The sequence below is a fragment of the Algoriphagus resistens genome (assembly GCF_001442615.1).
Classification (GTDB): Bacteria; Bacteroidota; Bacteroidia; order Cytophagales; family Cyclobacteriaceae; genus Algoriphagus; species Algoriphagus resistens.
In genome coordinates this window covers 595131-614938 of sequence record NZ_LMXN01000002.1, presented here as the reverse complement: position 1 = coordinate 614938, position 19808 = coordinate 595131, and the positions used below count along the sequence as shown (strand labels likewise).

19 protein-coding genes are annotated in these 19808 nt (G+C 41.9%); 3 read left to right on the top strand and 16 right to left on the bottom strand.

The genetic code is table 11. The features are described 5' to 3' along the window. The first annotated feature begins 59 nt into the window (after window positions 1–59). The gene (locus AS141_RS05845) at window positions 60–2009 is read left to right on the top strand and encodes a tetratricopeptide repeat-containing sensor histidine kinase (protein ID WP_157243397.1); all 1950 of its coding nucleotides are present in this window, start codon (window positions 60–62) and stop codon (window positions 2007–2009) included. On the opposite strand, the gene AS141_RS05840 is transcribed toward AS141_RS05845, so the two are convergent. The 4 genes from AS141_RS05840 to AS141_RS05825 all read right to left on the bottom strand — a co-directional run bounded on the left by AS141_RS05840 (window position 1995) and on the right by AS141_RS05825 (window position 5899). Then, the gene (locus AS141_RS05840; protein ID WP_057936680.1) at window positions 1995–2867 is read right to left on the bottom strand and encodes a type 2 periplasmic-binding domain-containing protein; all 873 of its coding nucleotides are present in this window, start codon (window positions 2865–2867) and stop codon (window positions 1995–1997) included. The genes AS141_RS05845 and AS141_RS05840 overlap by 15 nt on opposite strands. Before the next feature lie 270 nt (window positions 2868–3137). Beyond that, entirely contained in the window at window positions 3138–4463 is a 1326-nt protein-coding gene (locus AS141_RS05835) for an MFS transporter (RefSeq protein ID WP_057936679.1), read from the bottom strand. Between the two features lie 36 nt (window positions 4464–4499). Next, a complete protein-coding gene (locus tag AS141_RS05830) occupies window positions 4500–4757 on the bottom strand; it encodes a hypothetical protein (protein ID WP_057936678.1) in 258 nt (85 codons plus the stop codon). Window positions 4758–4867: 110 nt separating this feature from the next. After that, window positions 4868–5899: a LacI family DNA-binding transcriptional regulator gene (locus AS141_RS05825; RefSeq protein ID WP_057936677.1), complete on the bottom strand. Its 1032-nt coding sequence runs from the start codon at window positions 5897–5899 to the stop codon at window positions 4868–4870. A 364-nt stretch (window positions 5900–6263) separates the two neighbouring features. Between AS141_RS05825 and fbaA the strand changes: the two genes are divergently transcribed. After that, entirely contained in the window at window positions 6264–7325 is a 1062-nt protein-coding gene (gene fbaA / locus AS141_RS05820) for a class II fructose-bisphosphate aldolase (RefSeq protein ID WP_057936676.1), read from the top strand. A 202-nt stretch (window positions 7326–7527) separates the two neighbouring features. On the opposite strand, the gene AS141_RS05815 is transcribed toward fbaA, so the two are convergent. The 4 genes from AS141_RS05815 to AS141_RS05800 all read right to left on the bottom strand — a co-directional run bounded on the left by AS141_RS05815 (window position 7528) and on the right by AS141_RS05800 (window position 12033). Continuing rightward, window positions 7528–8436 carry a tetratricopeptide repeat protein gene (locus tag AS141_RS05815; RefSeq protein WP_057936675.1) on the bottom strand — a complete coding sequence of 303 codons (909 nt, stop codon included), beginning with the start codon at window positions 8434–8436 and terminating at the stop codon, window positions 7528–7530. A 98-nt stretch (window positions 8437–8534) separates the two neighbouring features. Further along, window positions 8535–9521: a 6-phosphofructokinase gene (gene pfkA / locus AS141_RS05810; protein WP_057936674.1), complete on the bottom strand. Its 987-nt coding sequence runs from the start codon at window positions 9519–9521 to the stop codon at window positions 8535–8537. Between the two features lie 3 nt (window positions 9522–9524). Beyond that, window positions 9525–9896 (bottom strand): methylglyoxal synthase, encoded by a 372-nt coding sequence (locus AS141_RS05805; protein WP_057936673.1) that lies wholly within the window; start codon window positions 9894–9896, stop codon window positions 9525–9527. 94 nt (window positions 9897–9990) lie between these two features. Beyond that, complete coding sequence (locus AS141_RS05800) at window positions 9991–12033, bottom strand: S9 family peptidase (RefSeq protein WP_057936672.1); 2043 nt, start codon at window positions 12031–12033, stop codon at window positions 9991–9993. Window positions 12034–12219: 186 nt separating this feature from the next. Here AS141_RS05800 and mscL point away from each other — a divergent pair, with 186 nt between their 5' ends. Continuing rightward, window positions 12220–12636, top strand: coding sequence for a large-conductance mechanosensitive channel protein MscL (gene mscL, locus AS141_RS05795; protein WP_057936671.1), 417 nt, complete (start codon window positions 12220–12222; stop codon window positions 12634–12636). A 32-nt stretch (window positions 12637–12668) separates the two neighbouring features. Here mscL and AS141_RS05790 read toward each other — a convergent pair whose 3' ends face one another. The 8 genes from AS141_RS05790 to AS141_RS05760 form a co-directional block, all read right to left on the bottom strand. Then, entirely contained in the window at window positions 12669–13109 is a 441-nt protein-coding gene (locus AS141_RS05790; protein ID WP_057936670.1) for a hypothetical protein, read from the bottom strand. Between the two features lie 188 nt (window positions 13110–13297). Next, a complete protein-coding gene (locus AS141_RS05785) occupies window positions 13298–13654 on the bottom strand; it encodes a hypothetical protein (protein WP_057936669.1) in 357 nt (118 codons plus the stop codon). A gap of 34 nt (window positions 13655–13688) precedes the next feature. Further along, a complete protein-coding gene (locus AS141_RS05780; RefSeq protein WP_057936668.1) occupies window positions 13689–14237 on the bottom strand; it encodes an RNA polymerase sigma factor in 549 nt (182 codons plus the stop codon). Between the two features lie 84 nt (window positions 14238–14321). Next, window positions 14322–15242: a universal stress protein gene (locus tag AS141_RS05775; protein WP_057936667.1), complete on the bottom strand. Its 921-nt coding sequence runs from the start codon at window positions 15240–15242 to the stop codon at window positions 14322–14324. 435 nt (window positions 15243–15677) lie between these two features. After that, window positions 15678–17153 carry a lipopolysaccharide biosynthesis protein gene (locus AS141_RS05770; protein WP_057936666.1) on the bottom strand — a complete coding sequence of 492 codons (1476 nt, stop codon included), beginning with the start codon at window positions 17151–17153 and terminating at the stop codon, window positions 15678–15680. 51 nt (window positions 17154–17204) lie between these two features. Next, entirely contained in the window at window positions 17205–17321 is a 117-nt protein-coding gene (locus AS141_RS27370) for a FeoB-associated Cys-rich membrane protein (RefSeq protein WP_082632191.1), read from the bottom strand. Window position 17322: 1 nt separating this feature from the next. Then, a complete protein-coding gene (feoB, locus tag AS141_RS05765; protein WP_057936665.1) occupies window positions 17323–19452 on the bottom strand; it encodes a ferrous iron transport protein B in 2130 nt (709 codons plus the stop codon). 4 nt (window positions 19453–19456) lie between these two features. Continuing rightward, complete coding sequence (locus tag AS141_RS05760; RefSeq protein WP_057936664.1) at window positions 19457–19684, bottom strand: FeoA family protein; 228 nt, start codon at window positions 19682–19684, stop codon at window positions 19457–19459. Between the last annotated feature and the right edge of the window lie 124 nt (window positions 19685–19808).

Genomic DNA, 19808 nt, shown 5'->3' with positions numbered 1-19808 from the left:
TACCCATTGTAATTTGATGTATTTAGTTATTTTTACCATTCTTATAATATTATTGTCTATTGAATCTGAAATTTTACATTTTTCTACTTTTTACCGTGGGTACTCCAATGGGTGCATTTGCCCAGGTACTGAATATAGACAGCCTCAAAAATCTTTTGCCTCTGGCAAAGGGAGAGGACAGGCTTACTATATTAAATGAGTTATCAACCCAGTTGCGTGAGGTCGAGCAAAAACTGGCTTTGGATTTTGCTGTGGAGGCTGAGAGGTTGGCACAATCCCTAGATGATAAATCAGCAGAGGCAATAGCCAAAGAAAATATTGGCTGGATTTATTATCGTAAAGGACAATGGCAAAAGACCTTTGATTACGCTAAAGCAGCTTACCAGCTTTCTATGGAAGCTGATAATTTAGAGCAGGCGGCCAGGGTTTTGAATAGTATTGGTGCTCTATATTATGAACAGAAAAATTACCCTTTCGCCATTGCACAGTTTCAAAAAGCCTATCAGATTAGCAATAGAGCAGGTGATCTCTACACCAGAATAAGGAGTCTGAATAATGTTGCGTTCAGTTACCTGCATTTGGATGAGTTAGACTCTGCTATGCATTATACAGCTAAGGCTATTTCACTAAATGGCAGTGCCGGATCAGCTTATATGCTATTTTTTTCCAACCGTGTCATCGGTGATATTTATTTAAGAAGAAACCAACTTGATTCGGCCGAGAACGTCTATAAAAAAGCGCTGGAGAATGGAGAAGAGCAAGGTCTTAAAGCATTTAAAGCGAGTGTTTTACATAGGCTCGGCAGAACTTATCTTTTAAATGGAAAGCCAGAAGAAGCAAAGAAAATTTTACTAGAAGGTGTAAAGTTGTCAAGTGAGAATAATTTTCTTGATGAACTTTCAAAAAGCCATAAATACCTCGGCGAGTATTATGGTCAGGTTGGTGACTACCGCAGAGCCTTCGAACATCAGTCCTTTTTTGTGGAGTTGAATGACTCTTTGACGGATAAGTCCAGTAGAGACAGACTTGCCTTGATGCAAGGGATGTTTCAGGATGATTTGGAACAATCAGAGTTAGATTTACTGGTGGCACAAAATGAGCACCAGTCAACTAGACTGGCGATGAACAGAAGGATTATGACCTTGGTTGGAATTGGCTCTTTCTTTATTTTGGTTTTGGTGATTTGGTTGTTTTACCTAAACCGTCATATCAAGAGATTCAATGTTGGGTTGCTAGGGCAAAAGCAGAAAATCCATATACAAAACAGGGAATTGAAAGCCAAATCAAAACAGCTCCAAGAAATCAATCAAACCAAGAATAAGCTCTTTTCTATTATCGGTCATGATCTTAGGGGCCCCATAGGGCAGGTGAAGTCAATTGTTGATTTACTGGTTTCCGGGAATCTGGATCAGGAGGAATTTGATGAACTGATTCAGAATTTAAAGAAGGATGTGGATTCAGTATTTTTTACACTGAACAATACCTTGAAATGGTCTATGGCCCAGATGGAGGGATTCAAACTCCACAAAGTGAACTTTAACCTTTCAGAGCTGGTAAGCACTACAATAAATCTGATTACCCCGCAATTAAAAGAGAAGTCTCTGGAAATAGATTATTCCCCCTTTTTTACTGATTTTGAGGTGTATGCTGACCGTGATCTGCTAGAGGTGGTGATCAGAAATATTCTAAATAATGCAGTAAAATTCTCCAAACCGGGCGGTGTGATCCAGCTTTCAATTGAAATAGATAATGGATTGCTGGTCTGGTGTGTAAAAGACAATGGAGTCGGTATGGAAGAAGGAAGGATCAATGAGCTCCTTTCTCAGGAGTATGTCATTACCAACTCTACTCCGGGTACAAAAAATGAGAAAGGGTCGGGATTGGGACTCCAGATATGCAAGGAATTTACCAGAATGAACGGAGGAGACTTATACATTAAAAGTAAAGTTGGGGAAGGTACAAGAGTTTGTATAACGCTTCCCTTTAGTAAAGTCCTAGTCAGTAATTGATAACTGTTGATAAGCCAGGAAATCTTCCAAGGGAATTTCTTCTGTAATAATCCCAAGTTCTTTCATAATAGTCATGGACTTGATCAGCTGGGTTCGTGAAATAGTCCCATCAACAGCCCAGGTTGTCTGCATAAACCATTCGCTTACATCATTTCTATCCAACCCATAGTGCTTTGAGATTTCATCAATCACAGAATCGCTTGATTGAAGGTCTTCGGAAGACTGATAGACCATGTCCCTTAGCTGAAAGATCAGCTCTCCAAACCTGTCCAATGCCTTGTCGGTAGCAATAATGGCAAAACAAGGCCAAGGGCTAGGCACCTCGCCGATACGCTTCATTTGGTTAGAATCAACCCAAGGTTTGGTAGTGTATTTTTCCCAAAGAAACATCTCTGGCTTTTCCGGGGTCATTACCTCCAAAGCACCCGGTAAGTTGCTTACTGTTTTAAAATCCAGTCCAGTAGAATCCCAGCCTTCCCGCTTGGCAAGTACGTAACTCATAAGCTGTGATCCGGATCCTGGCCTACTGATTAAGAAGGAAGGGGATGTTATTTCCTGCAATGAGTTTACTGGAGAAGTTCCAGAGATATGGATCCCCCAGATGAGAGGGGATTTTACGTGGAATCCTATCATTTTAGATGGATTCCCTGCTTCGAAATCTTTGAGAAAGCTTTCAGTAAGTACAATAGCGATATCAGTTTTATCCTCTCTCAAATCTTTGTTCATTTGGCCGGAACCTCTGGATTCATCGCTCCACTGAAGGGAAACCCCATCTTTTTCGAAGGGTTGTGCTTTTACGACTTTTATCCAGGGGAAATTAAAATGCTCAGGAACTCCGGTGATGCGAAGGGTTTTCATCTGTTTATAATTTGTCTTTTAAAGGCCATATGGAATCTCGCATGCATTATAATCATCCCAGTGTGTGACGTTTTCGTCATGCTCGATTTCATCTGTTTATTATTGTTTTAAATGGTCAGATGGAATCTTTGACGATTAAAATAATCATTGCCCTGTGTGTTTTAATGATGATTTTAATCGTGTCGATTTCATAGGTCTGGATTTTACTGACTGTAAAGGTAAGGGGCAAAAATTATATTGAAGCTCCACTCAAAGAAATCATTTCCGGGCTCAATCATGGGATGCCCGCCTGTCTGTAATCAGAAGGTTGCTCAGACCTGCTAAAACCAGAAACATCCCAGCCAATAGCATGGTATTTATTACAGCCTCCCCAAAGAGTAATTTGTAAAGGAAATTGATTCCTCCCAGCGCAGCTACGATCTGCGGAATAACGATGAACATATTAAAAATACCCATGTAAATCCCCATTTTTCTGGGATCCACTGAGGAGGACAGCATCGCGTAAGGCATCGATAGGATACTTGCCCAAGCAATTCCGACAAGCCCAAAACAAATATGAAGCATCCACGGCTCGATAATGAAATAAATCATGATAAATCCGGCTCCTCCGGCTACTAAGCATACCAGATGAAGTAGTTGTCTGTTGATTCTATACTTACTTGTAATAACGGACAGCACCAAGGCGGTAAACATAGAAATCAACCCGTAGGTGCCCATGTAGGTACCGACGCTGTCCGCAGCGTTGTTATAAGCGGCCGAACTGGTATCTGTGGCCCCAAAGATATGTGAGGTGATCGCCGGTGTAGCAAAACTCCACATGGTGAAGAAAGCAAACCAGGAAAAAAACTGGACTAATCCGAGCTGCTTCATGACTACGGGCATATCCGATACACTTCTGACTATTTCTTTAACCCCTTTCAATAATCCTTTACTTTTTTCTTTCTGAAGCTCAAATTCATCCAGGTCTTCGGGTGGATATTCTTCAGTTTTTAGAATGGTGAACAAGATGGAAAGGAAAAGCACCAGCCCCCCGATTCCAAAAGCATACTTCACCGAATCAGGGACTACGCCGGCCGGAGCTGTATTCGGAATACCAAGCTTAGTCATCATCCAGGGCAGATTGGAAGCAATCCAAGTGCCTGTACCTATAATCAGCGTCTGCACCATAAAGCCGTAAGAGCGCTGAGAATTGGGAAGCTTGTCGGCCACCAAAGCACGAAAAGGCTCCATACTGATGTTGATCGAAGCATCAAGAATCCACAGGGCACCTGCTGCCATCCATAACGCAGAAGAATAGGGTGTGAAAAACAGTGCAATAGAGCTCAGCAAAGCCCCGACAAAAAAGAAAGGTTTTCTTCTGCCAAACCTAGCATGCCAGGTGCGGTCACTCAGGTATCCTACAATAGGCTGAATCAATAGTCCTGTCAAAGGTGCAGCTATCCAAAGCATGGGAATGGCGTCTTTGTCAGCACCTAGGGTCTGAAAAATTCTGGACATGAACCCTCCCTGGAGTGCAAATCCAAATTGAATTCCCAGCATGCCAAAGCTCATGTTCCAGATCTGCCAGAAATCTAAGTCCTTTTTTAAATGGGCCATTTGGGTTAGTTATAGAACAGCAAGCTATTTGAAGGACTAAACTAAACCACAGATTTCCATTTCCCCGGATTGAACAGCTATATCCAAGTATTTTAAATTGGAAATGGACAAATGTGGATAGCTCACATCCGCCAGCGGATCAAACTCACTCAATTTATCCAAAAATGCAAAACTCTCCTGGTTCAAGCTACTATTTTTTAAATCCAGAATGGCACTGTCAGTCATGAAACCATGGAGGTATATATTGAATGTTTCATAGTGACAGGGATAATTTCCTTTCACTGCGTTGATCATTCATTTTTGCTCCTCTGAACATATCTGAACACACTCAAAATAGTTACCCGAATTATCCCTTGAGTTCCTGCATATAGTTGAATCCATTAAAAAAAAGTGCAGTTTTTCCCTTAAAATCTTTTTGAAGAACCTCTTTCCATCAGTTTAGTTTCCAAAACCAAGGATTGTTCCATGATTTTAGGATCAAGTTTTTTCTCAATAATATCAAGTAGGATCTCTGTGGCCCTTGTTCCCATCATAAATCCGGGCTGTGACACAGACGATAGCTGCGGCTCCAACATAGCGCAAAACTGCCAGTCTGAAAAACCCACGATCCCTACTTCCAAAGGAATTCTCAGTCCGGCATCCCGGCAGGCCATCATAGCCCCAACGGCCCCTATGTCATTGCATGAAAAAAAAGCATCAGGCCGCCGGGGTAAAGAGGCCAACAACGCTGAGACCAGTTCCTGACTTTCCTCCAGGGTTCCCAGGGGACATGAAATAATGTGTGCCGGATTGACAGGAAATCCATTTTGCTCCAATGCATCTTTATAGCCGTTTTCCCGGTCAATACTAATTTTAAGTGTTTTTGGGCCTGCTAGATGCACGATGTTTTTGTAGCCTTGGCTGATCAGGTGTGCGGTAGCATCAAAAGAACCCTGGTAATCATCCACCATAACATTTACCGCATCGGGAATAGCCGGGGCGCGGTCAAAGAAAACGATAGGGAATCCCTGATCCATCACCCTTGTAAAGTGATCAAAACTCTTTGTCTCCTTGGAATAACTTACCAAAACCCCATCGATTTGGTTGGTAAGCATGGTTTCCAAACTTGATATTTCCCGGTCTAATTTTTCATTGGATTGAGATAAAATAACATTGTATCCTCTTGAATTTGCGATTTCCTCTATTCCGCTAATTACTGTGGAGAAGAAAAAATGAACTACTTCGGGAATGATTACCCCTATGGTAAATGACCTGCTTTTGCGAAGGGACAGGGCAATAGCATTTGGCCGATAATTCAATTTATTAGCTACTTCTTTTACTTTTCGTTTAGTTTCTCTGTTGATTCCAGGGTAATCTTTCAGTGCCCTGGAGATAGTGGAAACCGATAAGTTCAACTCGCGCGCGATATCCTTGATAGTGGCTTGACCTAATTTCATACGTTAGAAGTGTAAAAAGTATAGCAATAGTTACCCTTGATTTGTCTCCAAGCTATTGATTTTTGATGGAAATAGTAGAAATTCCAGGAGAATGATTCCCTGTTCGCTTATGCATTTTGGCATTAATTCTTTCGGATCCATGACTGCTACACGTGATTAACGTACCTTAAAAAATCCCGATTTCTGTTTTTTTTAAAAACTGGTGTTTTGGAATCGATTGCGCACGGAAAAATACTTTTGAGAAGGATATTTTAGAATTAGATGTGGGTAATTATAAGTAAGGGATTTATATCTTTGGGGCCTACGATGTAAAAACGGGCCTTTCCCGGCAGACAAAATTTGAAATAAACAAACCTAATAACACATGAAATTTAAACCTGGAGTAAAATACGGTGAAGAACTTCGAGATCTTTATGCTTACGCTAAAGAGAACGAGTTTGCAATGCCTGCGGTGAATGTGATCAACACCAATTCGGTGAATGCAGTGCTTGAGACGGCCAAAAAGCTGAACTCTCCTGTGATCATTCAGTTCTCTAACGGCGGAGCACAGTTTTTTGCAGGAAAATCTCTGGCAAACGATAAGCAGCAGGCAAGCATCGCCGGCGGTATCTCAGGTGCACACCATGTGCATTTGATGGCTGAAGCGTATGGTGTGCCGGTTATTTTGCACACAGACCATGCAGCTAAGAAGTTATTGCCATGGATTGACGGGCTTCTAGATGCCGGTAAGGCATATTATGCCACCCACAAAAGACCGTTGTATAGCTCCCATATGCTGGATCTTTCTGAAGAACCTTTGGAAGAAAACGTAGAGATTTCCTGTCGCTATTTCAAGGAATTCGAAAAGCTGGAAATGGCTATCGAAATCGAATTGGGTGTAACAGGTGGAGAAGAAGACGGGGTTGACAATACTGATATTGATTCTTCTAAGCTTTATACCCAACCTGAGGAAGTAGCCTATGCCTACGAGCATTTGAAAGAAATTGGTGACCTGTTTACTATTGCTGCTGCTTTTGGCAACGTTCACGGTGTATATAAGCCAGGTAATGTTAGCCTGAAGCCGATCATCTTGAAAAATTCCCAGGATTTCATCAAAGAAAAGCATGGGTTGACCGGTAAGCCGTTGAACTTTGTATTCCATGGGGGATCAGGATCTACAGTAGAGGAGATCAGAGAAGCTAATAGCTATGGTTCTATCAAAATGAATATCGATACAGACATGCAATGGGCATTCTGGGAGGGTATCTTAAATAACTATAAAAAGAACGAGGCTTACCTCCAGACCCAGCTGGGTAATCCTGAGGGTGCTGATAGCCCTAATAAGAAATACTACGATCCAAGAAACTGGCTTCGTAAGGGGGAAGAGAATTTCGTAAAACGCCTTGAGCTTGCTTTTGACATGCTAAATGCCGTGAATAGAAATTAATCGATCACCCTTATCTTAAGATCCAAAAAGTCACCTATCAGGTGGCTTTTTTGGTTCTTGCCAAAGTGACCAAACCAGTGGGCACCCATGGCTTTTAAAATTTTGTAAGTTTTAACGCTAAGGGAATTGAACAATCTAAATCCGGGCCGGAGAAGGATGTGCCCTGAGTTATTTCTAAAAAACTGCTCGGGTATGTCCAGATCTAGTTGGCTATTTTGGCCTGCCCGGCTTCATCCTGCAATTCTTTCAGTCGATTGACCGCGGTTTCATTACCTGGTTCCAGTTCTAGAACACGTTTAAACAGTTGAATGGCCCGATCATTCTGATTATTGGCCATAAGGGCTTCACCATAGCTGTGCAGCACATTTGGAGAGTAAGGGAATATCGCTGAGTTGATCTCAAATGTCAGTAGCGCCTCTGGCATCCGGCCGGAATATTTAAATACATAGCCTAGTGTATTTAATTCTTTTTCTTTCCCTACCAGCCTGTAAACAGTGCTGAAGTGAGTCTGAACATTTTTATAAACCGAATCCAGGGGTTCTGACCCAACTAATTCAAGAAGGTAAGTGGCAGCCCTGTAATTGGGTTCAGAGGCATAGCCCAATGCAATTTGGGCTAAATCTGTCTCCAGATCATTGACCGGAAACTCGACAATCCTTGAGTACTCTTTCCCTTCTTTTTTGAAAATGAAAGTTGGTACCCGATGAATTAGCTTTCCTTTTTCCTCTCCGTTAGGTCCTTGTTTATAGTGTTCCTCCCCATCGTAAAGTGCAGTGAATTTTAACTGGTTTTCCTCAAGACCGAGCTCCTTCCACAGTTTGACAAACTGCGGGACCCAGCGTTTACTATCCCCGCACCAAGTCCCTAGGAATATTTCAACTTCTGTCGTTGATAATGCATTTTTCCAAGCTGTATTTTTTCCGGAAAGCTTGAATAAACGTTCATTCTCAACATACCATGTCTGATAAGTGCTATCAGATTTAAGAACTTCCAGCTCAAATTCCCCTGCCAGGTGCTTATCTCCGGCAGCATTGAAGTAAGTCTTTGGGGTATGTGCCGATAGGATGTATGAAAGGAATATAAATAACGTGATTAGAAAATAGTTCTTCATGGGGGATGTAAAATTAGATCCGGGTAAAAATCCAAAATAATGCAAAAAGTCCAAGTTAATCAGCTTGGACTTTTATTTTTCTAATCTGCGGGATTAAATTAGGTAGATAGGATCTTAGCTACACGGAAATCATCCTCATCTACCGACTTATCATCAACGATGGCTTTTTTGATAGGGGTATAGACTACTTTGTTGTTGATCAAACCTGCCATAACATCGTATTTGCCCTGAAGCAATCCTTCTACGGCTGCCACACCCAGTTTGGAAGCCAGGAGCCGGTCATAAGAACTCGGTGAACCACCGCGCTGCAAATGCCCCAGAATGGTCACTTTGATATCGTAGTATGGAAGGTGCTTTTTTACCAATGCAGCAATTTCTGTAGCTCCACCGCTTTTGCCCCCTTCTGCCACTATCACAATATTAGATGCTTTTTTGGCTTTGGTCCTGATCCGTAACTTGTCCACCAAGTGTTCGATAGGCATTTTTTTCTCAGGAATCAGAATAGCTGCCGCCGCACTTCCAATGCCTGCATTGATCGCAATGAATCCAGCATCTCTTCCCATTACTTCCACGAAGAAAAGTCTATCATGGGAAGTGGCAGTGTCACGGATTTTGTCAATTGCCTCGATAGCAGTGTTACATGCCGTATCAAAACCGATGGTAGAATCCGTACCCGAAAGATCATTGTCAATTGTGCCGGGAAGTCCGATCGCCGGTACACCAAATTCTTTGTAGAATAAGTGTGCTCCGGTCAAAGAACCATCTCCGCCGATCACCACAAGAGCATCTATACCATGGGATTTTAGATTGTCATAAGCGATTTGACGTCCTTCAGCTGTGCGGAATTCTGCACTTCTGGCTGACTTCAAGAAGGTGCCACCACGCTCTAAAACATGTGTGATGTGCCTGGATTCCAGTTTTTTTATATCATTTTGGATCATTCCCTCGTAGCCGCGGTAGATGCCATACATTTCTATGTCATAATACAATCCTGCCCTTACAACGGCGCGGATAGCTGCATTCATTCCCGGTGAGTCACCACCAGAGGTAAGAACGCCAATTTTCTTAATGGTTTTAAGTTCCATTTTTTAGGTTTGAGTGAAGGCTTTAAACATAAGTTCGGCCGAAGCCGGATTCGTTGCCAAAGGAATATTGTGGACGTCACAAATCCGCATAAGCATTTGCACATCCGGCTCGTGCGGATGTTTGTCAAGTGGATCCCTGAAGAAGACAACCATCGCAAGTTCTTTCTGAGCAGCCATCGCTGCAATCTGCGCATCACCTCCGAAGGGGCCGGATAGTAATTTTTGAACTTCAAATCCAGCTTTTTCAATATGGGAACCTGTGGTGCCGGTAGCCACTAAGTCCACATCTGCCTGATGCAGTCTCTCCCGGAATCCACTTAAAAAATGAACCATGTCGGCTTTTTTACCATCATGGGCTATAAGAGCAATTTTCATCGAGTTTCAGTATAATAGGTTCATGCCAAAGTTAGGAAAAATTCTTTCCGTGATTGGCCGATTCATGGTATTTAAAGGCAAGTAATTGGCCGGCTTAAATCAACTTTTCCAAATAAAGCAGGAAAGTGTATTCCAAGGCCAGTTCTTTTAGGGAATTGAACCTTCCGGAAGCTCCTCCATGTCCGGCATCCATATTGGTATGAAGAAAAAGTAAATTGGAGTCGGTTTTCATTTCACGTAGTTTAGCTACCCATTTGGTAGGCTCCCAATATTGTACCTGGCTATCATGAAGCCCTGAGGTGATCAGAAGATTAGGATAATCCTTAGCTTCCACATTATCATAAGGTGAGTAGGAGAGCATGTATTCATAATATTCCCTGTCCTTGGGATTGCCCCATTCCTGAAATTCACCTGTAGTCAATGGAATACTCTCGTCCAGCATAGTCGTGACCACATCTACAAAGGGAACCGCGGCAATTAGGCCATTGAATAGCTCCGGACGCATATTCATTACAGCACCCATCAGCAATCCTCCTGCACTTCCGCCCATAGCATAGAGATGCGCAGGCGAAGTGTATTTCTCTGCAATCAAATGCTCCGCACAGGAAATGTAATCGGTGAAGGTATTTCGTTTTTTTAGCATTTTGCCGTTCTCATACCAACTACGACCCAAGTCTTCTCCGCCACGGATATGTGCTATAGCAAATACGAATCCTCTATCCAATAAGCTCAAACGGCTACTGGAAAAATAAGCGTCCATACTATAGCCGTACGATCCATAGGAATAGAGCAGGAGGGGATTGGAACCATCAGGAGAGAATTTGTCCAGTTTGTAAACCAGGGAAATAGGCACCATGACACCGTCGGTAGCTTTTGCCCAGATTCTGGCAGAAGTATAGGTTGAAGCATCATAACCGCCCACGATTTCTTGCTGTTTAAGCAACGTCTTCTCTTTTGTCACCATATGGTAATCATAGGTACTCGCAGGGGTTACAAGGGAATTGTAGCCATATCGAAGAACCGGTGTATTGAATTCGGGATTGGTGCTGATCCAGGCAGTATAGGTTTCATCGTCAAATTCCAGAACGTGTCCGGGAGTTCCATCCCATGGTTTGATATTGATTTTACAAAGTCCGTTTGATCTTTCCTGAACGACCAGAAAATCAGAGAAAATATCAAAGTCCTCCAGTAAAACTGAAGCACTATGCGGAATCACATCTTCCCAGTTTTCCAGGGTAGGATCAGCGATTGGGGCTTTTACTAACTTGAAGTTCTGGGCCTCATGGTTGGTTCTGATCCAAAAGTGATCCTGATAATGATCAGCTGCATATTCCAGGAATGGAACCCTGGGTTGAAGAAGCCTGAATTCTCCATGGGGATCGGCAGCATCCAGAAATCTCATTTCTGAAGAAATGGTACTTTCTGAATGGATGAGGATATATTTTTCGGATTTTGTTTTATGTACAACGCAGGAAAATTCTTCATCCTTTTCCTCATAAATAAGTACGTCGTCCGATGTGGCGGTGCCAAGTCTGTGCGAATATATCTGATAGGAGCGAAGGGTCTCGGCGTCTTGCTTGGAGTAAAAGAGCGTTTGGTTATCTGCTGCCCACGCGAAATTCCCGGTAATATTGGGGATCTGGTCTGGCAGAATTTCACCGGTTTCCAGATCCTTGAAGCGAATGTCATAAATCCTTCTCCCTATCTCATCTGTTGCAAATGCAAGTATGCTCAGATCCTGAGTGGCTGCAGTGCCACCTACCTGGTAATAAACCTTGTCTTTGGCCAGCAAGTTGACATCAAGAAAGATTTCCTCGACAGCATCCAGACTGCCTTTTTTACGGCAATATAAGGGATATTCTCCGCCGGTTTCGTATTTGATATACCAGAAATAGCCTGATTTCAGGTAAGGAACACTTTCATCGTCTTCCTTGATTCGCTCTTTCATTTCCTGAAATAATTTCTCCTGAAATTCTTCGGTGGATTTTAAGCTTGATTTTAAGTACTCGTTTTCAGCATTTAAGTATTCTATGACCTCCGGGTTTTCCCTGCTGCGCATCCAGTAGTAATTGTCTGTACGCTGATGACCGTGTGCTTCTAAAAGCTGAGCTATCTTTTTGGCTTTGGGTGCCTGCATTTTCTAAGTAGTTAAGCCTGCAATGTTAAGAAAAAAATTGTCCCTTGGGGTCTCTTTTTCGATGGAAAATGAGATGATAGCGGCATTTTTCCCAATTAAAATTGCGCAGATAGTAGAACAGGTCTTGGATTGAATTTTTTTTTTTGAAATATTCAGTAAATAATTTAAACCATTAACCAAATACTTATGGGAATGCTGAAAGAGTTTAAAGAGTTTGCTGTGAAAGGCAATGTAATTGATCTGGCTGTTGCAGTGATTATCGGGGGTGCCTTCGGTAAGATTGTCGCATCTTTTGTAAAAGATATCGTAATGCCTCCTATCGGCATATTACTAGGAGGGGTAAGTTTTACTGATCTGGCTTTAGTGCTGAAGGAGAATAGTGTGGGGCCAGCCGGAGAAGAACAAGGACCGGTATTGCTTACTTATGGTATTTTTATCCAGAATGTAGTGGATTTCATTATCGTTGCATTTGTGATATTCATGGCTGTGAAAGCTATGAACAGTATGAAAAAGAAAGAAGAAGCTGCTCCTGCACCTCCTCCTGCACCACCAAAATCAGAAGTATTGCTTGAAGAAATAAGAGACCTTTTGAAGAAAGGATAAGATAAAAAGTAAAAGCGGCATTTGCCGCTTTTTTACTTTTTATCTTCTTCTCTTCGCCTTTGCCAGATGTGTCTGGCAAACTCCCTGGAAAGTCCGTCCAATTGGATGATTTGATTATAGGTGAGAACGCTGGAGAGTTCCTTGACAAACATTTCTTCGTCCAAAATCATTTTTCGCTGAATTTCAAATTTCTTATTGATTCTTGACTGGGCTTCACCCTCGCTTAAGTTAAGATCCCGAACTTTACCTAATTCGATCATTTCTCTCAGGTTTTTATTCCTGGTTTCATCATATACATTATAGATAGGCCAGAATTTCTCGGCTTGCTCGGGCTTCAGATCCAACCTTGTGGTAATAAATGCAATTCGGGCAGCCTCAAGTTTTTCGCGATCATATCTAGTATCGGAACGTTGGGCAATAGAAGTCCCGATCCCCAAAACAAAAATGGCTACTAGTAGTGTATATTTTTTCATATGATTATAATTTGTCTTTCTAAGGTCATATGGAATCTCGCATGCATTATAATCATCCCGGTGTGTGTCGCTTGCGTCATGCTCGATTTCATCTGATAATAATTTGTCTTTTAAAGGCCATATGGAATCCCGTGTAGCGTATAATCATTAGGAGGTGGGTTGCCTGCAACATGCTGTATTTTATAAGCCTAAAACCAGATTTGTACATCTTCTTCCATTACATCAACTTGGTAAACCATTTCTTCTTCAATGATCTGATCCAGTATTTCATCAGGATTATCGACCATTGTCAATACATCTTCTGCAGTCCAATATTGACTTTCTATATACAAGCTGACCTCTTCATCCATGGATAGCGTATCAAACTTAGAAAAAGAATTGAATTGCCATATTCCGAAACTTACCACAAGCAAGGCTGCCGCTGCGGCATATTTCATCCAGTTTACTGTGCGCGGGGCATTGACTTTAGCTAGTATGGTGTCCGGAAGATTATCGAAATAATTTTCAGGGACCCTGAAATCCTGAATTTTTTGAAATTTTTTCATAGTTTCTAGTTAGACTGGGTTGAGGATCAATAGTTTATTCGTATGCTAAGGAATGTTCAATTTTTTTCACAGCGTGATGATAGCTTGCCTTGAGTGCGCCCACACTGGTACCAGTAATTTCTGACATTTGCTCATAGGTAAGCTCTTCTTGGTACTTCAGATGAAAAACCAGCCGTTGTTTATCAGGAAGCCCCAAAAGTGCTTTCTGAAGTAAGCGCTGGATTTCGTCCCCGTCAAAATTTCCGGGCTGATCTACATAAGATTCCATCTTCTCCTGATAGTCCTCTATGGAAAAGAAGTAACGCTTTTTCTTCTTTTCCAGAAAGGTCAGGGATTCATTTGTTGCTATCCTGTACAGCCAGGTAAAAAGGCTGGATTGCCCATTAAATTTTCCAAGGTGCTGGTGCGCCTTTATAAAGGTGTTTTGGGTGATGTCATCTGCATCCTCATGAATCAAAACCATTCTCCTGATTACATGGTATACCCGCTTTTGGTAGGTCAGGATAAGCTGCCTGAAACCCATCTCCCTGGTTTTGGAGTTTTGGATGAGTTGGAGAATTTCCTGATCACCATTATTCTTCATTCGCCTTTTAGACCCAATTTATAGAAAAGGGTTTAGAGGAGCATGAGGAAATGAATCTTACCCATTGATTTTCAGCGGAAAAAATTATATTTCAAGGATATAATCCAGAATGCCGGCGTTCTTGCCTTTGGGCCTGGTCACCAAAAGCGGAATGCTGTCATTATACTGAATCAGTCGCTCAGCCATACTTCCCAGAAATAGGGCGGTGGCAGCTGTACGGCCTTTTGCACCTATGATTATGCCATCTGCACCGATTTCCTTTGCCTTTGCCACGATCTCTTCCACCGGATCATCATTTACATCCTGGGTATATACAGGAGTGATCCTGATTCCTTTTGTATCTATTTTACGTATGAATTTTTTGTAATTAATCTCGGCATGCATACGCATGATCTGGGTAAACTCTTCATAGCTCTTACCTGTATAATGATAGCCAGATGGGACTGTAAACACATTTTGGCATACTATTTCAAGTCCTCCATGCTTTTCAGCTATTAAAATAGCCTCTTCTAAAGCATCTTTGGAATAATCCGAAAAATCACTTGGCACCAGCAGGCACTGCATTTTGGTAATGGACCCTTCGGGTACAATCAGTAGAGAGCAGCTTGCGCGCCTAGCCAGTCTGGAGGAGGCGACACCGGTGCCAGGAAGATGAACCTTTCTGCCTATCAGGATCATGTCCGCAGATTTTTCCTCAGCAAGCTTTAATATCTTCTTAGAGAGGGAGCCTTCTTTTACGATGTAATTCAAAGAAATTCCCTTAGGATTTTTGAAGTGCTCATTCACCACAGATTCCATGGCTTCCTGTCTTTCGTTGACCATGTTCTCTACCAAATTTGGGAATTCCTCCAGCACCTCCTTTGGAATGCTGAGGTTCTTAATCACATTTACGAAGTAGATTTTTTTGGTTTGGTTCACCTGAGCTATAAAAGCCGCATGTTGGATCAGCGTCTGATCCAATGAGGTCTGATCCAGGCAAACGACCATCTTTTTAATCAAATACATAAAGCGCCAAATGTTTTAGAAATGCAAATTTAAGAGGAATACAAGGAATACTTTAGGTATTGGGTGAAATAAAATTTCGAATAAATCCTGATTCCAGCTAGTTAGAGCTTTCCTTGTCTTGGATTAGTGATTTATCTAAAATAATATACTGGTATAAATAATTAAGGCCTACGGACTTCGCAGTTCTTGACTATACATTATCGGAATCATAAACCAATTTCACCAACCTATCATGTAATAAATCGTATATTTGTGCTGTCCGGGTCGTCGACATGTTCAAACTTCACAAATTACAAATTTACCGAGTGAAGCTCTTCCCAAAAACAGGCCTCATCCTGCACCCGCGGGACCTCGATTCGCAAGAGTCAGGATAACAGTGGAAGTTTGCGGTTAATAGGCAGCTCAAATCTTGTCAAGTAGGAGGTTTGCAACACTCTAAGACCCGGACTTTTTTATTTTGCTTTTTACCCATTCCCACTCTTGCTTTCCTACGCCAAATAATCTTGAAAAGAATAAATAGGTAGTTAGAACCAAGGTACTAACGAAGACTATATTTAGAAGAGGGGATTCAGAAATAGTATTGAAGTAACCTGACCCCAACCCCAGGATACCTACAAGGATTATCTTCACTGTTTCTATAGAAAATGGCTCAAAGCCCAATTTGATTTTAAGAAATAAGTACTTGGTGAGGTTGTATAAAAACATGACCGTTACAGAAGCCATTGCAGCCCCTTCGATTCCATAGCGCGGTATCATCAGGTAATTCAATACGATGATTAACATACTCATTCCTATGGTGGCGATCAGGTTAAAATGATAATGTCTTGAAAAAACCAAAATTTCCCCGTTGACAGAGAACATAACATCAAGGAGCTTGCCCAGTCCGATCAGCAATACCACATATTTTCCGGCTTCATAGATTTCCCGGTTTGGTATGAAGTGGTACAGTGAATCAAGATTTGCCCAAAGTCCTATAAACAGCAGCAGGCACACGTAAAGCTGACGATTGGAAACTTGCTTGTATAGCTTGTTGATTTCGTCATGGTTGCCTTTGGCAAAATGATCTGCTATCACTGGCATCACCACCTGGGATATCGCTCTTCGGGGTAACTCTATCACCAGTGCCATACTAAATGCAATGGTGTAAATGGCATTTGCTTCAAGGCTGATCATGGAGCTTACCATAATGCTGTCAATCTTCATGATTAGTGTAGAAGCAGCGGTGGCCAAGAAAGTAACCAGACTGAACTGTATAAAAGAGGTACGGAAGCCTTGAGGAAAGGTATTCCAGCGGAAATCCAATTTTAGAACTCCCAACCAAAGTAAATAAACCAAGACTCCCAAGAAAGCAAATCCATAAACTGCCACCAAACCTTGCATCACTTGCGGAAAGCTGATCAATTCTAAAAGATATGTGCCTACCAGAATTCCTGTAAGTAGGCGAAGAAATACCTCCCGGATGAGAGTAGGGACGGCTACCTTGACAAAAGATCGACTGTATGCATCAAAAATACTGCTCAACAATGCAAACAAGGTGATCAGCAGGACTATACCGAAAAAGTCAATTACTTCGGGGGAGTTTACTGCAAACAGTTCTATGATCTGTCTCTTAAAGCCCAAAAAAACCATGCTCACAACAGCAAATCCGGCCATCGAAAAAACCAATCCATAGCTCAGAAATGCGGATTGATTGGATTTTAGCTGAGGAAAAAACCGTGTGATACCGTGTCCTACACCCAGCTGGGCGAAAGGGACAAATAACAATCCCAGATCCTGAATCGTGCGGAAAGTCCCGAGCTGGGAAGCATCCAATGCATAAGGATAAAGCCAAAGCACGTTGACATAGCCAATGACAACTCCCAGATAGGAAAAAACGGTGGTTTGGATACTCTGCTTGGCTACTTTGCCCATGAGCTTAAAAGTATCAAAAAACTTGCATTAAGAGATTGTTTCAAGCAAAATTCAGGGTTTTGCACATTTATCACAGCCAGCTTCGGTCTTTGATTTGAAGAAATATTTTTTCACCAAATAACCCAATGCCGCCAATACAATAATGCCAACTATAATTTCCTGCCACATCCTAGGATAAAATCTGATAGACCAAAAGCGCTGAAAAATACGCCAATGCAGTCATGTATACTGTTTGGATCAACGGCCATTTCCAGCCTTTAGTTTCTCTGTATACTACAGCAAGTGTACTCATGCATTGCATGGCAAATGCGTAGAAGACCATTAAAGAAAATGCTGTCGCAGTATTGTATACCTTTTCGCCAGTTTCAGGGTTGACCTGTTGATTGAGTTTTTCCCGGATGGTAAGCTCATCTTCAGTATCTGATCCTATACTATAGATGGTCGCAATGGTCGATACAAATACCTCTCTGGCTGCAAAGGAAGTGATCAATGCGATACCGATTTTCCAATCATAGCCCAGGGGCTTGATTACAGGCTCTATTGCTCTTCCCATGATGCCTATAAAGGAGTTTTCCAACAAGTGTGAAGCAGTTTCATTTTCAATTGTCGGGATTTCTTCAGGGGAAGCCTGGGCAAGTTTTAGTTCGCTTTCTGCTCTGATTGCATCCATACGCTCAGGTGGACCATAGGAAGCCAATACCCAAAGAATGACTGAAATTGCAAGGATCACTTTACCGGCTTCCAGCACAAAAGTCTTTGACTTAGTATACATGGTAAGCAATACATCGAACCACCTAGGTGCACGGTAAGTAGGAAGCTCCACCATCAGAAAACTCTTCTCTTTGGTTTTCAAAATGTTTTTTAGAAGAAGTGCAGTAAAAAAAACACCAATTACTCCCAGCAAATAAAGCCCAAGCAGGGCAACAGCCTGGAGATTGAAAATTCCAAAGATAAGCTCATCAGGAACTACCAGGCCTATCAGAATAATGTAAACTGGCAGACGTGCTGAGCAGCTCATCAGCGGTGTCACCATGATGGTAATTATTTTTTCTTTCCAGTTACCAATATTTCTGGCAGCCATCACACCTGGAATAGCACATGCCACTCCAGAAACAAGAGGAACGATGCTTTTTCCATGTAGTCCAAAAGGACGCATCCAGCGATCCATTAAAAATACTACCCTGGACATGTAACCTGTGTCCTCCAGTATGGCCAAAAAACCAAATAACATCGCGATCTGTGGGATAAATATTACAACTCCCCCGATTCCCGGAATAATTCCTTCTGTAATTAAACTGGTCAGTGGCCCTTCAGGGAGCAGATTTGAAACCCAGCCCGAAAGTTCTGCGAAAAAGCCATCGATCAAATCCATAGGCACTGAAGCCCAGGCAAAAATGGCTTGGAAAATTAGGAGAAGAATCCCTGCGAAAATCAGGTACCCGAATACAGGGTGAAGTAAAATCTTATCGACGCCCGCTTCCTGACTTACATCTGGGGTTTTTTGTACCGCTTTGTCAACAATCTCTGTGATTTGCCTGTACCGGATCTTTGTTTCTTCAAGCTGGGCCTTGTCCAGGTCAATGGTGCTCTCAGCTAGTTTCGTCTTTAACCAATTTCTGTCATCCTGTGAATATGCCTTGTCTTTTTCTCCAAACCGGAGCATCTGATAGGCCTGGTAGGAATTGGAAAGACCAAATTTAGACTTGACTTCATTGAGCAAAGAAGCAGGCACTACCTCTTCGATGTTGATGAAGGAAGATTTTTTACTGAAATTTTGCTGATGTATTAATTCACGGATCTGATCCAGTCCTTTTTCTCCCCGGGCATCAGTACTCAAAATCGGAACACCTAGTGTTTTGAATAGTTCAAAGCTTTTGATCGCAATATTCTTCCTTGTCGCGATATCAGCCATATTCAGTACTAAAGCAAGGTTAAGTCCCAAATCTATTAATTGGGTAGCTAAAAACAGGCCACGGGAAAGCTGACATGAATCGATGATCATTAAGACAAATTCGGGTCTTTCCTCGTCGCTTAATTCATTCAATACACGGTGAGCTATGATTTCATCTTCAGAATTTGGGTAAAGGCTATAAGTGCCGGGAAGATCAATGATCTCATAACTGCTTCCATGGTAATTCATCCACCCGGTTTTTTTATCCACAGTTACCCCAGGATAGTTACCGATTTTTTGGCTTAATCCTGTAAGTTGATTGAAGATGGTCGATTTGCCGACGTTCGGGTTTCCGATAATGGCAACTTTCGGTGATTTGACTAGAGAGGGGGTTGGGGACTCAGGCATGAAATTAAAGCAATTGTACTTCGATGAGTGAAGCTTCGGTTTTTCTTAAGGCAAGTATGGTTTCTTCAAGTTTGAACGCCATAGGGCCTCCCATTGGAGCAGAATGATGGAGAGTAATTGTTTTACCCGGTAGGAAACCAAGTTCCATTAAATTGATTTTCAACGGAGAATCTAAGATTTCTTGGATAATTGCAGCCCGGGTGACAGGTATTGTATCAGCTGTTATGAACATAGAATTGCGTTGGTCTTTTGACCGAACGCAAAAATAGAATTATTTGGAATGAATCTAAAGAAAAATAAAGAAGATTTTTGTCATGTATTGAACCAGCACGCTTATGTTAATGCAAAGTTTTCAT